Origin of the sequence: Citrobacter amalonaticus (assembly GCF_018323885.1) — a bacterium.
In the GTDB taxonomy this organism is placed as follows: domain Bacteria; phylum Pseudomonadota; class Gammaproteobacteria; order Enterobacterales; family Enterobacteriaceae; genus Citrobacter_A; species Citrobacter_A amalonaticus.
Genome location: NZ_AP024585.1, coordinates 938,174 through 953,110, shown reverse-complemented (window position 1 = coordinate 953,110; position 14,937 = coordinate 938,174). Strand labels below are relative to the sequence as shown.

13 protein-coding genes are annotated in these 14,937 nt (G+C 56.9%); 9 read left to right on the top strand and 4 right to left on the bottom strand.

Features of this window, described 5'->3' with window-relative positions:
- Position 1 precedes the first annotated feature (1 nt).
- Together leuC and leuD are read left to right on the top strand one after the other, a co-directional pair.
- Positions 2 to 1,402, top strand: a complete 1,401-nt coding sequence (leuC, locus tag KI228_RS04600; protein WP_044267397.1) for a 3-isopropylmalate dehydratase large subunit — start codon at positions 2 to 4, stop codon at positions 1,400 to 1,402.
- Between the two features lie 10 nt (positions 1,403 to 1,412).
- The gene (leuD, locus tag KI228_RS04595; RefSeq protein ID WP_044255511.1) at positions 1,413 to 2,018 is read left to right on the top strand and encodes a 3-isopropylmalate dehydratase small subunit; all 606 of its coding nucleotides are present in this window, start codon (positions 1,413 to 1,415) and stop codon (positions 2,016 to 2,018) included.
- 88 nt (positions 2,019 to 2,106) lie between these two features.
- Here the strand turns inward: leuD and KI228_RS04590 are convergent, their stop codons facing one another.
- Both KI228_RS04590 and sgrT read right to left on the bottom strand, forming a co-directional pair.
- Positions 2,107 to 3,285, bottom strand: coding sequence for a sugar efflux transporter (locus tag KI228_RS04590; protein ID WP_042997952.1), 1,179 nt, complete (start codon positions 3,283 to 3,285; stop codon positions 2,107 to 2,109).
- A 109-nt stretch (positions 3,286 to 3,394) separates the two neighbouring features.
- The gene (gene sgrT / locus KI228_RS04585; RefSeq protein WP_042323887.1) at positions 3,395 to 3,517 is read right to left on the bottom strand and encodes a glucose uptake inhibitor SgrT; all 123 of its coding nucleotides are present in this window, start codon (positions 3,515 to 3,517) and stop codon (positions 3,395 to 3,397) included.
- 95 nt (positions 3,518 to 3,612) lie between these two features.
- On the opposite strand from sgrT, the gene sgrR reads away from it, so the two are divergent.
- From sgrR to thiQ, 4 genes are all read left to right on the top strand, one after another.
- Positions 3,613 to 5,268 carry an HTH-type transcriptional regulator SgrR gene (gene sgrR, locus KI228_RS04580; protein WP_044255516.1) on the top strand — a complete coding sequence of 552 codons (1,656 nt, stop codon included), beginning with the start codon at positions 3,613 to 3,615 and terminating at the stop codon, positions 5,266 to 5,268.
- Between the two features lie 285 nt (positions 5,269 to 5,553).
- The gene (gene thiB / locus KI228_RS04575) at positions 5,554 to 6,537 is read left to right on the top strand and encodes a thiamine ABC transporter substrate binding subunit (RefSeq protein WP_061070528.1); all 984 of its coding nucleotides are present in this window, start codon (positions 5,554 to 5,556) and stop codon (positions 6,535 to 6,537) included.
- Positions 6,513 to 8,123: a thiamine/thiamine pyrophosphate ABC transporter permease ThiP gene (thiP, locus tag KI228_RS04570; protein ID WP_061070529.1), complete on the top strand. Its 1,611-nt coding sequence runs from the start codon at positions 6,513 to 6,515 to the stop codon at positions 8,121 to 8,123. The genes thiB and thiP overlap by 25 nt, the downstream gene beginning before the upstream one ends.
- On the top strand, positions 8,107 to 8,805 hold the full coding sequence (thiQ, locus tag KI228_RS04565) for a thiamine ABC transporter ATP-binding protein ThiQ (protein WP_104010336.1): 699 nt from the start codon (positions 8,107 to 8,109) through the stop codon (positions 8,803 to 8,805). The genes thiP and thiQ overlap by 17 nt, the downstream gene beginning before the upstream one ends.
- A 40-nt stretch (positions 8,806 to 8,845) precedes the next feature.
- Here thiQ and KI228_RS04560 read toward each other — a convergent pair whose 3' ends face one another.
- Both KI228_RS04560 and araC read right to left on the bottom strand, forming a co-directional pair.
- Positions 8,846 to 9,613: a DedA family protein gene (locus KI228_RS04560; protein ID WP_061070530.1), complete on the bottom strand. Its 768-nt coding sequence runs from the start codon at positions 9,611 to 9,613 to the stop codon at positions 8,846 to 8,848.
- An 85-nt stretch (positions 9,614 to 9,698) separates the two neighbouring features.
- Positions 9,699 to 10,577 (bottom strand): arabinose operon transcriptional regulator AraC, encoded by an 879-nt coding sequence (gene araC, locus KI228_RS04555; RefSeq protein ID WP_042997958.1) that lies wholly within the window; start codon positions 10,575 to 10,577, stop codon positions 9,699 to 9,701.
- A 340-nt stretch (positions 10,578 to 10,917) separates the two neighbouring features.
- On the opposite strand from araC, the gene araB reads away from it, so the two are divergent.
- The 3 genes from araB (at position 10,918) to araD (ending at position 14,932) form a co-directional block, all read left to right on the top strand.
- On the top strand, positions 10,918 to 12,627 hold the full coding sequence (araB, locus tag KI228_RS04550) for a ribulokinase (protein WP_042997959.1): 1,710 nt from the start codon (positions 10,918 to 10,920) through the stop codon (positions 12,625 to 12,627).
- Between the two features lie 10 nt (positions 12,628 to 12,637).
- Entirely contained in the window at positions 12,638 to 14,140 is a 1,503-nt protein-coding gene (araA, locus tag KI228_RS04545) for an L-arabinose isomerase (protein WP_042997960.1), read from the top strand.
- 96 nt (positions 14,141 to 14,236) lie between these two features.
- On the top strand, positions 14,237 to 14,932 hold the full coding sequence (gene araD, locus KI228_RS04540) for an L-ribulose-5-phosphate 4-epimerase (protein WP_044327795.1): 696 nt from the start codon (positions 14,237 to 14,239) through the stop codon (positions 14,930 to 14,932).
- Positions 14,933 to 14,937: the final 5 nt, after the last annotated feature.

The window sequence follows — 14,937 nt, the reverse complement described above, 5'->3', positions numbered from 1 at the left end:
CATGGCTAAAACGTTATACGAAAAATTGTTTGATGCGCACGTCGTCTATGAAGCGCAAAACGAAACCCCGCTGCTGTATATCGACCGACATCTGGTGCATGAAGTGACCTCTCCGCAGGCGTTCGACGGCCTGCGTGCGCATGGTCGCCCGGTTCGCCAGCCGGGTAAAACCTTTGCCACGATGGATCACAACGTCTCCACGCAGACCAAAGATATCAATGCGTCCGGCGAGATGGCGCGTATCCAGATGCAGGAACTGATTAAGAACTGTAACGAATTTGGCGTTGAGCTGTACGATCTGAACCACCCGTATCAGGGCATCGTTCACGTGATGGGGCCCGAACAAGGCGTCACCCTGCCGGGAATGACCATCGTCTGCGGCGACTCGCATACCGCGACCCACGGCGCCTTTGGCGCGCTGGCGTTCGGTATCGGCACCTCCGAAGTCGAGCACGTGCTGGCTACCCAGACCCTGAAGCAGGGCCGCGCCAAAACCATGAAGATTGATGTCAAAGGCACCGCAGCGCCGGGAATCACCGCCAAAGACATCGTACTGGCGATTATCGGTAAAACCGGTAGCGCCGGCGGTACCGGTCATGTCGTTGAGTTTTGTGGCGATGCCATCCGAGCCCTGAGCATGGAAGGCCGCATGACCCTGTGCAACATGGCGATTGAAATGGGTGCCAAAGCCGGATTAGTCGCCCCGGATGAAACCACCTTTAACTACGTCAAAGGTCGTCTGCACGCGCCGAAAGGTAAAGATTTTGATGACGCAGTCGCGTACTGGAAAACGTTGCAAACCGACGCCGACGCACGCTTTGATACGGTTGTCACCTTACAAGCTGAAGAGATTGCTCCTCAGGTGACCTGGGGAACCAATCCGGGCCAGGTGATCTCCGTGACGGACAACATTCCCGATCCGGCGTCGTTTACCGATCCGGTTGAGCGCGCCAGTGCTGAAAAAGCGCTGGCCTATATGGGCCTGAAACCGGGTGTACCGTTAACGGAAGTGGCGATCGATAAAGTGTTCATCGGCTCGTGCACTAACTCGCGTATTGAAGATTTGCGCGCCGCCGCAGAGGTCGCCAAAGGTCGTAAAGTCGCGCCGGGCGTCCAGGCGCTGGTGGTTCCAGGATCCGGTCCGGTCAAAGCGCAGGCAGAAGCGGAAGGGTTAGATAAGATCTTTATCGAAGCCGGATTCGAATGGCGTCTGCCGGGGTGCTCCATGTGTCTGGCGATGAATAACGATCGCCTGAATCCGGGCGAACGCTGCGCGTCAACCAGCAACCGTAACTTTGAAGGGCGTCAGGGCCGCGGTGGGCGTACCCATCTGGTCAGCCCGGCGATGGCCGCGGCTGCCGCCGTTACCGGTCATTTTGCCGACATTCGCAGCATCAAATAAGGAGACTCCCATGGCAGAGAAATTTACCCAACATAACGGCCTGGTTGTCCCGCTGGATGCCGCCAACGTCGATACTGACGCCATCATTCCTAAGCAGTTTTTGCAGAAGGTTACCCGCACCGGTTTTGGCGCGCACCTGTTCAATGACTGGCGTTTTCTGGATGAAAAAGGTCAGCAGCCGAATCCGGAGTTCGTCCTGAACTTCCCTGAATACCAGGGCGCCTCGATTCTGCTGGCGCGTGAAAACTTCGGCTGCGGCTCTTCTCGTGAGCACGCGCCGTGGGCGTTGACGGATTACGGCTTCAAAGTGGTGATTGCGCCGAGCTTCGCGGACATCTTCTACGGCAACAGCTTTAACAACCAACTGCTGCCCGTGAAGTTAAGTGATGAAGAAGTCGACGAGTTGTTTACGCTGGTACAGGCGAATCCGGGTATTCACTTCGAAGTGGATCTGGAAGCGCAGGTCGTGAAAGCAGGCGAGAAAACGTATCACTTTAACATCGACGCCTTCCGCCGCCACTGCATGCTGAACGGTCTGGACAGCATCGGGTTGACGCTGCAACACGAAGACGCGATCGCCGCCTACGAAGAGAAACAACCGGCGTTTATGCGCTAAGCCCGCCATGCCGGAAGCACTGCACTTATCCGGCCTACGGATTTCTGTAGGTCGGATAAGGCGTTAGCCGCCATCCGGCAATCATAATTCAAACGTCTTTCACCCGCCCGGTCATCACCAGCGTAACAAGCGAAATCGCCGCAATCACCCAGTATACCGCGAAGTGACCATAGCTTTGGGCAACCGCGCCCTGGATCACCCCCGCCAGAATTACGCCGGTCGAAATACTGTTGGTAAATAGCGTCGTCGCCGATCCGGCCCTGCCCGGCATCAGATCCTGAAACCAGAGCATGCCAATACCGGCAATGATCCCGATAAACGCCGCATTAAACAGTTGCAATATCAGCAGCGCCTGATGGCTGTGAAAGAAAATCAGCCCGAGATAAAACAGCACGCCCGCGGTGACGGCAATAAGCATCATCCGGCGCTTACCGAAGCGTTTTACGTAAAAGCCGGCAAGGATCATGATCGGAATTTCCAGTCCTGCGGCGGTGCCCATCAGGATCCCGGCAAGCTTATCCGGCAGTCCAAGCTCCGCGCTAATCCATAGCGGCATATCGATGATATACATGGTGTTGCAGGTCCACATCAGCGTGGAAGCGATAAACAACATGCGTACGTTTTTATCCTGCCAGCCACCAGTCTGGATCACCGGCGCATCCGCCGGTTGTTCAACGCGGGCGACAGACGGCAGCATAAAGGCAATCAGGATGAAACTGAGCGCAAAAATCGCGGCGGCAATCGAAAACATCACGGTAAAACCGTAATTCAGCGCCAGCATAAAGGCCATCGGCGGGCCAATCACCCACGCCAGCGAAAGCTGCGCACGCATCACAGAGCTGAACATCACCACTTCTCGCGCCGAGCTGTCGGCATATTCTCGCGCCAGCGCGAACAATTGCGGCATCGCGGTATTTGCCAGCGACGCCAGCAGTACGCCGCAGGTGATCAGCGTCAGGTAGTGGCGATTAAAGGCAAACAGCAGCGCATTACCGATGGCCATCAGGCAACAAAACAGAATCAGCTTGCGCCGGTCTCCCTGGCTGTCCGAGCGTTTTGCCAGCGCAAGACTTACGCCAATCCCGGCGATGGCGTTAACGGTGTAAAACAGCCCCACCCAGAACGGCTGCGCCCCGACCTCGCGACTGAGAAACAGGCTCAGCGTCGGCGCCTGTAGCGCCCCCGCCACGCCCATCATAAATGCGACGAGCATGAACGCCGCGTAAACACCGTTGAGACGTCGTCCCATCGTCATTAACCAGAGCATATCTTTCCTTAGTCAGCGCAGCCGAAACGAAAAAAGCCAGCAGATAATACCTGCTGGCGCGGTGATTAACACCAATACTCAGTCACACATGATGTCTGCTACTCCAGGGTCAGGCTGTCACCTCCCACTGCATCAGTTCTTCCAGCATCTTTAAGCGCTGCGGCGCGCTCAGGCAAGCCAACCAGGACAACCCTTCTGTCGCGGCAAAGTACTTCTGATAAAACTGGCGCATATAGATGACCCCGTCATAGTGCTTCATCGGAATGTATTATTGGCCTAATATAGGGATAATAAAATTGCTGAGTTTTCCGCAGGAGTTCCCCTTTTATGTCTTCTGGCCGTCTGCAACAACAGTTCATCCGCTTGTGGCAATGCTGCGACGGCAAAACACAGGACACCACGCTCAACGAACTGGCGGATCTGCTGAGCTGCTCGCGCCGTCATATGCGCACGCTGCTCAATACCATGCAGGAGCGCGGCTGGCTGACGTGGGAGGCGGAAGTGGGACGCGGAAAACGTTCACGCTTAACCTTCCTGTATACCGGACTGGCGCTCCAGCAACAGCGCGCGGAAGATCTGCTGGAGCAGGATCGCATCGATCAACTGGTGCAACTGGTCGGCGACAAAACGGCCGTGCGGCAGATGCTGGTTTCCCATCTGGGCCGCAGCTTCCGTCAGGGCCGTCACATCCTGCGCGTACTTTACTATCGTCCAATGCAAAATCTGCTGCCCGGCAGCGCACTGCGTCGCTCAGAAACCCACATTGCCCGCCAAATCTTCAGCGCCCTGACCCGCGTAAATGAGGAAAATGGGGAACTGGAAGCCGACATAGCCCACCACTGGCAGCAAATCTCCCCCCTGCACTGGCGCTTTTTCCTGCGTCCGGGGATCCATTTTCACCACGGTCGTGAACTGGAAATGGACGATGTGGTGTCGTCACTGACACGCATTAACGTCTTACCGCTCTATTCGCACATCAGCGAGATCGTTTCACCCACGCCCTGGACGCTGGACATTCATCTTTCGCAACCCGATCGCTGGCTCCCGTGGCTGCTGGGCCAGGTCCCGGCGATGATCCTGCCGCGCGAATGGGAAACCCTGAGCAATTTTTCCAGCCATCCGATTGGCACCGGCCCATACGCGGTGATACGGAATACTCGTAATCAGCTGAAAATTCATGCATTTGATGATTTCTTCGGTTATCGGGCCCTGATTGATGAAGTGAACGTCTGGGTTCTGCCGGATATAGGCGACGAGCCAAACGGCGGCCTGACGCTGAAAGGTCCCACGGAAGATGAGAAGGCTATCGAAAGCCGCCTGGAAGAGGGATGCTATTATCTGTTGTTCGACGCCCGCACCCATCGCGGCGCCAATCAGGAGGTTCGGGAGTGGGTCAGTCGCGTACTGTCACCAAGTAACCTGCTTTACTATGCCGATGAACAGTATCAACGTCACTGGTTCCCGGCCTATGGCTTACTGCCCCGCTGGCATCACGCGCGACCGGGTCACGGCGAGAAACCTGCCGGGCTGGAGACGCTCACGCTGACCTATTATCACGAACACATCGAACACCAGGTGATTGCACAGATCATGAGTCAGCTTCTGGCTGAACATCAGGTGAAGCTAGAGATTCAGGAGATCGACTACGATCAATGGCATGCCGGGGAAATTGAAAGCGACATCTGGCTTAACAGCGCCAACTTCACCCTGCCGCTCGACTTCTCTTTGTTCGCGCATCTGTGTGAAGTCCCGCTGTTACAGCACTGCATTCCGCTGGACTGGGAAGCCGACGCCGCGCGCTGGCGCACCGGCGAAATGAATCTGGCCATGTGGTGTCAGCAATTGCTTGCCAGCAAAGCCATTGTCCCGCTGATCCACCACTGGCTGATTATTCAGGGCCAGCGCAGTATGCGCGGCCTGCGCATGAACACCCTCGGCTGGTTCGACTTTAAATCCGCGTGGTTTGCGCCGCCGGATCCATGATTGCCGCAACGCGGCAAAATCACTACACTAACGCCGTTCTCAACGGGGTGCTAATAAACATACACAAAATCATTCAAGCTGCAGCAAGGCGGCAAGCGAGTGAATCCCAAGGAGCATAGAACACTATGTGACTGGGGTGAGCGGACGCAGCCAACACAGAGGCTGCTTGAATGATGAAGCGTATGGGCTGAGATAATACCCGTCGAACCTGATCCGGATAACGCCGGCGAAGGGATTTGAGGCTACTGCTCAAAATCCTTTGCCACCCATCTTTTGAGGTGCAAAGTGTTGAAAAAATGTCTTCCCCTTTTACTCCTGTGCGCAGCGCCTGCCTTCGCAAAACCGGTTCTCACCGTCTACACCTACGACTCGTTCGCCGCAGACTGGGGCCCTGGCCCGGCGGTGAAAAAAGCCTTTGAAGCCGACTGCAACTGCGAACTGAAGCTGGTGGCGCTGGAAGATGGCGTGTCGTTACTTAATCGCCTGCGAATGGAAGGGAAAAACAGCAAGGCCGACGTGGTGCTGGGACTGGATAACAACCTGCTGGAAGCGGCGACGCAAACCCAATTGTTCGCGAAAAGCGGTGTCGCCAGCGAGGCGGTCAATGTTCCAGGCGGCTGGAAGAATGACACCTTCGTCCCGTTTGATTACGGCTACTTCGCTTTCGTATATGACAAAAACAAACTGAAAAACCCACCGAAAAGCCTGAAGGAGCTGGTCGAGAGCGATCAGAAATGGCGGGTGATTTATCAGGATCCGCGCACCAGTACGCCAGGACTTGGGCTGATGCTGTGGATGCAGAAAGTGTATGGCGATAAAACGCCGCAAGCGTGGCAGAAGCTGGCGGCCAAAACCGTCACTGTCACCAAAGGCTGGAGCGAAGCTTATGGCCTGTTCCTGAAAGGTGAAAGCGATCTGGTGCTGAGCTACACCACCTCTCCGGCGTATCACATCATCGAAGAGAAAAAAGAGAACTACGTGGCGGCCAACTTTAGCGAAGGCCATTACCTGCAGGTGGAGGTCGCCGCGCGTACTGCAGCCAGTAAGCAGCCTGAGCTGGCAGAAAAGTTCCTCAAATTCATGGTGTCACCCGCGTTCCAGAATGCTATCCCGACCGGCAACTGGATGTATCCGGTGGCAAATGTCACCCTGCCTGCCGGATTTGAACAACTGACTCAACCCGCAACGACCCTGGAATTCACGTCAGCGGAAGTGGCAGCACAACGCCAGGCATGGATTAGCGAATGGCAACGCGCCGTCAGCCGTTAATTGCCGGCTGGCTGATCCCAGGCCTTTGTGCCGCCACGTTGATGGTGACGGTGGCGCTGGCCGCATTTCTGGCATTGTGGTTCAACGCGCCGCAGGCGGCGTGCTCCTCGCTGTGGCAGGACAGCTACCTGTGGCACGTGGTGCGTTTTTCCTTCTGGCAGGCCTTCCTGTCGGCGGTGCTTTCTGTTGTTCCAGCCATCTTCCTTGCCCGTGCACTGTACCGACGCCGTTTTCCGGGGCGTCTGGCCCTGCTGCGCCTGTGCGCCATGACGTTGATCCTCCCCGTGCTGGTTGCGGTGTTTGGTATTCTCAGCGTCTATGGACGCCAGGGGTGGCTGGCTTCGCTCTGGCACGTGCTTGGACTGGAGTGGACCTTCTCGCCTTACGGGTTGCAGGGCATCCTGCTGGCTCACATCTTTTTTAATCTGCCGATGGCAAGCCGTCTGTTGTTGCAGTCACTGGAGAATATCCCTGGCGAGCAGCGTCAGCTTGCCTCCCAACTGGGTATCCGCGGCTGGCAGTTCTTCCGCTTTGTCGAGTGGCCATGGCTGCGTCGCCAAATCCCACCGGTCGCTGCGCTGATTTTTATGCTCTGTTTTGCCAGTTTCGCCACCGTGCTGTCGCTGGGCGGCGGGCCGCAGGCGACCACCATTGAGCTGGCGATTTATCAGGCGCTGAATTTCGACTACGATCCTGCCCGTGCCGCCATGCTGGCGCTGATCCAGATGGTGTGCTGTCTGGCGCTGGTGCTCCTCAGTCAACGATTGAGTAAAGCTATTGCTCCCGGCACAACCCTGGTTCAGGGATGGCGCGATCCGGACGATCGGCTGCACAGCCGTTTAACCGATGCCCTGCTGATCGTCCTCGCGCTGCTGCTGTTGCTTCCACCGTTGTTGGCGGTGATGGTCGACGGGGTGAATCGCCATCTGCTGGACGTGCTCGCGCAGCCCATTTTGTGGCAGGCGGTGTGGACTTCGCTGCGTATTGCGCTGGCAGCGGGTCTGCTGTGCGTGATCCTGACGATGATGCTGCTGTGGAGCAGCCGCGAACTGCGCGCCCGTCAGCAGTTGATGGCAGGACAAGCGCTTGAGCTAAGCGGGATGCTTATTCTGGCGATGCCAGGCATCGTGCTGGCCACCGGCTTCTTCCTGTTGCTCAATAACAGCATCGGCCTGCCGGAGTCCGCTGACGGCATCGTGATTTTCACCAATGCGCTGATGGCCATTCCCTACGCGCTGAAAGTGCTGGAAAACCCGATGCGCGATATTACCGCCCGCTACACCATGCTGTGTCAGTCGCTGGGGATTGAAGGCTGGCAGCGGCTAAAAGTGGTAGAACTGCGGGCATTGAAGCGTCCGCTGGCGCAGGCGCTGGCCTTTGCCTGTGTGCTGTCTATCGGCGATTTTGGCGTGGTGGCGCTGTTCGGCAACGATGATTTCCGCACCCTGCCGTTTTATCTGTATCAGCAAATCGGCTCTTACCGCAGTCAGGACGGTGCCGTCACTGCGCTCTTATTGCTGATCCTGTGCTTTATTTTATTTACCGTTATTGAGACGTTACCGGGGCGAAATGTTAAGACTGACTGATATCACCTGGCTCTACCACCATTTGCCCATGCGCTTTACGCTGTCCGTGGCGCGCGGTGAACAGGTGGCGATTCTGGGGCCAAGCGGCGCAGGGAAAAGTACGTTACTGAGTCTGATTGCCGGTTTTCTCGCGCCTGCCCGCGGCACCCTGTTGATCGAAGGGGAAGACCACACCACCACGCCGCCATCACGTCGTCCGGTTTCGATGTTGTTTCAGGAGAACAATCTGTTCAGCCATCTAAACGTTGAGCAAAACATCGGTCTGGGGTTGGATCCAGGACTGAAATTAAGCGCCGAACAGAAAGAGAAGCGCCTGCATATCGCGCAACAAATGGGGATCGAGACGCTGATGGCCCGCCTGCCCGGAGAGCTTTCCGGCGGTCAACGCCAGCGTGTAGCGCTGGCGCGCTGTCTGGTGCGCGAACAGCCGATCCTGCTGCTTGACGAGCCCTTTTCAGCCCTCGATCCCGCGCTACGCCAGGAGATGCTGACCCTGGTAAGCGATATCTGCCATGCCCGGCAACTGACGCTACTGATGGTGTCGCACAGTGTCGAAGATGCGGCGCGCATTGCCCCGCGCTCTGTCGTCGTGGCCGACGGTCGCATCGCGTGGCAGGGCGAAACGGATGAGTTGCTGAGCGGTAAAGCCAGCGCCTCAGCGCTGTTGGGGATTAAAAAATAATGGATTGCCGGATGGCGCTTACGCTTATCCGGCAGGAATATCAGTAGCCCACCACCTTTTGCAGAATATCGAGATACATCGGCATCAGCGGGTGGCGCAGCAACGTCACCAGCGCAACAATCCCCATCCCCAGCACCACCGGCGCCAGCCAGAGCAGGCGTCTTTTTGGCAGGTAATGCGTTAAGCGGTCCGTCGCGGCTTTTCCACTACGCCACAGGCGCCAGCACAGCCAGCCACCGAACCACAGCAGGATGGCTGTCGCCAGCAGCAGCCACTTAAACTCGCCACTTTGCATACCCGCCGGAATATCAATTGCCGCACCAGCCAGAATCCCCGGCAGAAAATAAAATGGCGGCCAGAGCAGGCAGCCAATAATGTTGGGCGTGATGAATTTCGCCACCGGCAGATCGAGCATTCCGGCGACCATCGGCACCAGCGGGCGCGTTGGACCAACAAAGCGTCCCACCAGAATCGTGAACATACTGTGCTGATGCAGTGCGTGCTCGGTTTTATCGAGCAGCGCTTTGTTCTTTTTCATGAACGACCAGCGGTGCAGCGGTTTTTTGAAACGCCAGCCCAGCCAGAACGAGATCCAGTCGCCAAGCAGACAGCCGATAATTCCCGCCAGCCATGCATGCCAGAAGTTGAGTTCCCCGCTGCCTATCAGGGCGCCCAGCCCGGCCATCAATACCGTTCCCGGTAAAATCAACCCCACCAGCGCCAGCGATTCCAGGAAGGCCACCAGCGCCACAGCAATCAAAGCGTACATGGCGGACTGGAGAATAAAGTGTTCCAGCAATGCTTGCATAATGCGTCCGTCAGTTTTACGAAACAGGGATTCTGCAAACCCATCCCTGCGACGTCAAGCGACCAATCATCTGAATAGTTACAGGTTATGACATCTTCACGGGCACATCATTCACTTTTTCTTCACAACCGGCACGGAACTCGCTCGGACTGGCGCCAGTACATTTTTTAAAGACGCGGGAGAAATAGAGCTGGTCGTCGAACCCGACATTGCGTCCAACGGTAGCAATCGGCATGCGTGTTGTACTGAGCAGCAGCTTCGCCTGGCTGATCCGCTGATCCTCACGCCAGCTCAACACGCTGATACCCAACTGTTGACGGAACAGGTGCGACAGGCGCGATGGCGACAGGCAGACATGCTGAGCAACGCTGGCAATATCGAAGTGGCTGTCCGCCAGATGATCGCTGATGTACTGACAGGCATCGCGCACGCGGTTATCCATCGGCGGATGCAGCGAAGCGTTGATCGCCTCCATGCGCCTCAGCAGTAACTGCTCCAGCAGGTTGATCGCCAGCAGTTCAGAGTAGCGCCCTTCCCCCTGTCCGGCGTGGATAATCTGGCCGAACAGCTCATTAAAGTGCGGCTGATGCGCTTCGTCCGGACGGAAAAAACCGGTCTGCGCAAAAATGGACGGCCAGGTGAGCCACTCCTGCCAGTAGGCGCGGGGACGAAAGTAAACCCACTGGTGATACCACTCGCTGGCATCCGGATGGCGTCCGTAGTGATGAATTTCACCCGGCGGGAACAACAAAATGTCACCGGGTCGGCAGACAAACTCCCGTCCCTGATTTTTAATCACCCCTTCCCCCCGAATCGTGAGGTTAAGGATATAGCCTTTCATCCCCAACGGCCTGTCGATAAAAAAATCCAGATATCCGTTGGCGTCTATCGGCGTTAAACCGGCGACCAGATGCGCGTTAAACGAGTACCCTGGCAGGAGAGGGTCATTTTGCGGTTCAGCCATAATTTCACGACTCCCGAGGTTCAGTGAGGAAACAAATTGTCCATATTACGCAGGACAGTATGGTTTGCGTCCTGCCTTGTTGCCGCACCATCACGGGCGGTCCCATCAACCCCGCTTGTGAAAAGCATTATGTCACGACTCAGTGCGATGACTGCCACAAAAACGGGTAACAAAAGTGTCTATAACCAGAGCAGAAATGTCCACATTGATTATTTGCACGGCGTCACACTTTGCGATGCCATAGCATTTTAATCCATAAGATTAGCGGATCCTACCTGACGGTTTTTATCCCCACTCACTACTGTTTCTCCATACCCGTATTTCTGGATGGAGCAAGAGGATGGCAATTGCAATTGGCCTCGATTTTGGCAGTGATTCTGTGCGCGCGCTGGCTGTGGAATGCGCCACCGGCGAAGAGATCGCCACCAGCGTTGAGTGGTACCCGCGCTGGCAGGAAGGACGTTTTTGTGACGCCCCGAACAACCGGTTCCGCCATCATCCCCGCGACTACATGGAGTCGATGGAAGCCGCACTGAAAAGCGTATTGGCGGAACTCAGCGCGGCGCAACGTGCCGAGGTCGTTGGGATTGGCGTCGACAGTACGGGCTCAACGCCAGCGCCGATTGACGCCGATGGCAACGTGCTGGCACTCCGGGAAGAGTTCGCGGAAAACCCAAACGCGATGTTCGTCCTGTGGAAAGACCACACGTCAGTGGAAGAAGCCGAAGCCATTACCCGTCTGTGCCATACGCCGGGCAACGTCGATTACTCCCGTTACATCGGCGGCATTTACTCCAGCGAATGGTTCTGGGCCAAGATCCTTCATGTCACCCGCGAAGACCGCGCAGTTGCCCAGGCTGCCGTCTCGTGGGTTGAGCTGTGCGACTGGGTGCCAGCCCTCCTTTCTGGTACTACGCGCCCGCAGGATATCCGCCGGGGTCGTTGCAGCGCCGGGCACAAATCATTATGGCATGAAAGCTGGGGCGGTCTGCCGCCTGCCAGTTTCTTCGACGAGCTCGATCCGCTGATTAACCAGCATTTGCAATACCCCCTGTTCACCGACACGTTCACTGCCGATCTGCCAGTTGGTACGCTGTGCGCCGAGTGGGCGCAGCGCCTTGGTCTGCCGGAGAACGTCGTCATCTCTGGCGGCGCGTTCGACTGCCACATGGGTGCCGTCGGCGCGGGCGCACAGCCCAATGCGCTGGTGAAAGTCATTGGAACCTCCACCTGCGACATCCTGATTGCGGACAAACAGAGCGTCGGCGAGCGCGCCGTGAAAGGCATTTGTGGGCAAGTCGATGGCAGTGTGGTCCCCGGTTTTATCGGTCTGGAGGCCGGACAGTCTGCCTTTGGCGATATCTACGCGTGGTTTGGTCGCATTCTCGGCTGGCCGCTGGAGCAACTCGCCGCGCAGCATCCGGAACTGAAAGCGCAGATCAGTGCCAGCCAAAAACAACTGCTGCCCGCGCTGACCGACGCCTGGGCGAAAAACCCATCGCTGGATCACCTGCCGGTGGTGCTTGACTGGTTTAACGGCCGCCGCACGCCGAACGCAAACCAGCGTCTGAAAGGGGTGGTGACCGATCTGAATCTGGCCACGGATGCCCCGGCGCTGTTCGGCGGTCTGATAGCCGCAACCGCCTTTGGCGCAAGAGCCATTATGGAATGCTTTACCGAACAAGGTATTGCGGTTAACAACGTCATGGCGCTGGGCGGCATCGCCAGGAAAAACAAGGTCATTATGCAGGCCTGCTGCGATGTCCTGAACCGTCCGCTACAAATCGTCGCCTCCGATCAGTGCTGTGCGCTGGGCGCAGCCATCTTCGCCGCCGTGGCTGCCGGGGTGCATGCCGATATTCCTGCGGCGCAGCAGAAAATGGCCAGCGCGGTGGAAAACACGCTGCAACCTCGCCCCGACCAGGCACAACGTTTCGAACAGCTTTATCGCCGCTACCAGCAGTGGGCGGTAAGCGCTGAGCAACATTATCTTCCGACTGCCACCCCGGTTAATACTGCGCCGGCTGACCAGGCAACCCTGACTCACTAAGGACACGACAATGACTATTTTTGATAACTATGAAGTGTGGTTTGTAATTGGCAGCCAGCATTTGTACGGCCCTGAGACGCTGCGTCAGGTTACTCAGCACGCGGAGCACGTCGTCAAGGCGCTGAATACCGAAGCGAAACTACCCTGCAAGCTGGTGTTAAAACCACTGGGGACCACACCGGATGAAATCACCGCCATTTGCCGTGACGCGAACTATGACGATCGTTGTGCGGGTCTGGTGGTCTGGCTGCATACCTTCTCTCCAGCCAAAATGTGGATCAACGGCCTGACCATCCTCAATAAACCGTTGCTGCAATTCCACACCCAGTTCAATGCAGCCCTTCCGTGGGACAGCATCGACATGGACTTTATGAACCTCAACCAGACTGCGCACGGCGGTCGTGAGTTCGGTTTTATCGGCGCACGCATGCGCCAGCAACATGCGGTAGTCACCGGTCACTGGCAGGATCAACAGGCTCATGCCCGTATCGGTTCCTGGATGCGTCATGCGGTGTCGAAACAGGATACCCGTCATCTGAAAGTGTGCCGCTTTGGCGACAACATGCGTGAAGTGGCGGTTACCGATGGCGATAAAGTCGCCGCGCAGATCAAGTTCGGCTTCTCGGTCAACACCTGGGCTGTGGGCGATCTGGTGCAGGTGGTGAATTCCATCAGCGACGGCGACATCAATGCCCTGATTGACGAATACGAAAATAGCTACACCCTGACCGCCGCCACTCAGGTTCACGGTGAAAAACGCCAGAACGTGCTGGAAGCGGCGCGTATTGAACTGGGTATGAAGCGCTTTCTGGAGCAGGGCGGCTTCCACGCCTTCACGACCACCTTTGAAGATTTGCACGGTCTGAAACAGCTTCCGGGTCTGGCCGTACAACGCCTGATGCAGCAGGGCTATGGCTTTGCTGGCGAAGGCGACTGGAAAACTGCCGCTCTGCTTCGCATCATGAAAGTGATGTCAACCGGTCTGCAGGGCGGCACCTCCTTTATGGAGGATTACACCTATCACTTCGAGAAAGGCAACGATCTGGTGCTCGGCTCCCACATGCTGGAAGTGTGTCCGTCGATCGCGGTGGACGAAAAACCGATCCTTGATGTTCAGCATCTCGGCATTGGCGGTAAAGACGATCCTGCCCGTCTGATCTTCAATACGCAGACCGGTCCGGCGATCGTGGCCAGCCTGATCGACCTAGGCGATCGCTATCGTCTGCTGGTCAACTGCATCGACACCGTGAAAACCCCGCATGCGCTGCCGAAACTGCCGGTCGCCAACGCGCTGTGGAAAGCTCAACCGGACCTGCCGACCGCGTCTGAAGCGTGGATCCTGGCCGGCGGCGCGCACCATACCGTCTTCAGCCATGCGCTGGATCTCAACGACATGCGTCAGTTCGCCGAAATGCACGATATCGAAATCACCGTGATTGATAACGATACCCGCCTGCCCGCCTTCAAGGACGCGCTGCGCTGGAACGACATGTATTACGGCTTTAAACGTTAAGCAAATGGTTGCCTGATGGCGCTTTGCTGAATCAGGCCTACATCTCTGTGTAGGCCTGATAACGCGGTTACATCGTCATCAGGCAGGGAGAAAAACATGCTAGAAGATCTCAAACGCCAGGTACTGGCAGCGAATCTGGCGCTGCCAAAGCACAACCTGGTCACGCTCACCTGGGGGAACGTCAGTGCCGTCGATCGCGACCACGGCGTCTTTATCATTAAACCTTCCGGCGTTGATTACAGCGTGATGACCGCTGACGATATGGTGGTTGTCAGCATCGCGACGGGTGAAGTGATTGAAGGTCAGAAAAAGCCCTCGTCCGATACGCCGACGCATCGTCTGCTGTACCAGGCTTTTCCCACCATTGGTGGTATTGTGCATACCCATTCGCGCCACGCGACCATCTGGGCGCAGGCCGGACAGTCCATTCCGGCAACGGGCACCACGCATGCCGACTATTTCTACGGCCCCATCCCTTGCACCCGCAAAATGACCAGCCACGAGATCAACGGCGAGTATGAATGGGAAACCGGCAAGGTGATCGTCGAAACCTTTAAGATGCATGGAATAGACGCCGCGCAAATGCCAGGCGTACTGGTGCATTCACACGGTCCCTTTGCGTGGGGGAAAAATGCCGAAGACGCGGTGCATAACGCCATCGTCTTAGAAGAGGTTGCCTACATGGGCATTTTCTGCCGCCAGCTCGCGCCACAGTTACCCGAGATGCAGCAAACGTTGCTGGATAAGCATTACCTGCGCAAGCACGGAGCGAAAGCCTATTACGGGCAGTAGCAGCG

Bases quoted from the DNA above. Each gene is read 5' to 3' on its own strand.
- KI228_RS04560 (WP_061070530.1), bottom strand. From the start codon at position 9,613: ATGCAAGCATTGCTGGAACACTTTATTCTCCAGTCCGCCATGTACGCT.
- araA (WP_042997960.1), top strand. From the start codon at position 12,638: ATGACTATTTTTGATAACTATGAAGTGTGGTTTGTAATTGGCAGCCAG.
- sgrR (WP_044255516.1), top strand. From the start codon at position 3,613: ATGTCTTCTGGCCGTCTGCAACAACAGTTCATCCGCTTGTGGCAATGC.
- leuD (WP_044255511.1), top strand. From the start codon at position 1,413: ATGGCAGAGAAATTTACCCAACATAACGGCCTGGTTGTCCCGCTGGAT.
- leuC (WP_044267397.1), top strand. From the start codon at position 2: ATGGCTAAAACGTTATACGAAAAATTGTTTGATGCGCACGTCGTCTAT.
- sgrT (WP_042323887.1), bottom strand. From the start codon at position 3,517: ATGCGCCAGTTTTATCAGAAGTACTTTGCCGCGACAGAAGGGTTGTCC.
- araD (WP_044327795.1), top strand. From the start codon at position 14,237: ATGCTAGAAGATCTCAAACGCCAGGTACTGGCAGCGAATCTGGCGCTG.
- KI228_RS04590 (WP_042997952.1), bottom strand. From the start codon at position 3,285: ATGCTCTGGTTAATGACGATGGGACGACGTCTCAACGGTGTTTACGCG.
- thiQ (WP_104010336.1), top strand. From the start codon at position 8,107: ATGTTAAGACTGACTGATATCACCTGGCTCTACCACCATTTGCCCATG.
- thiP (WP_061070529.1), top strand. From the start codon at position 6,513: ATGGCAACGCGCCGTCAGCCGTTAATTGCCGGCTGGCTGATCCCAGGC.
- araC (WP_042997958.1), bottom strand. From the start codon at position 10,577: ATGGCTGAACCGCAAAATGACCCTCTCCTGCCAGGGTACTCGTTTAAC.
- araB (WP_042997959.1), top strand. From the start codon at position 10,918: ATGGCAATTGCAATTGGCCTCGATTTTGGCAGTGATTCTGTGCGCGCG.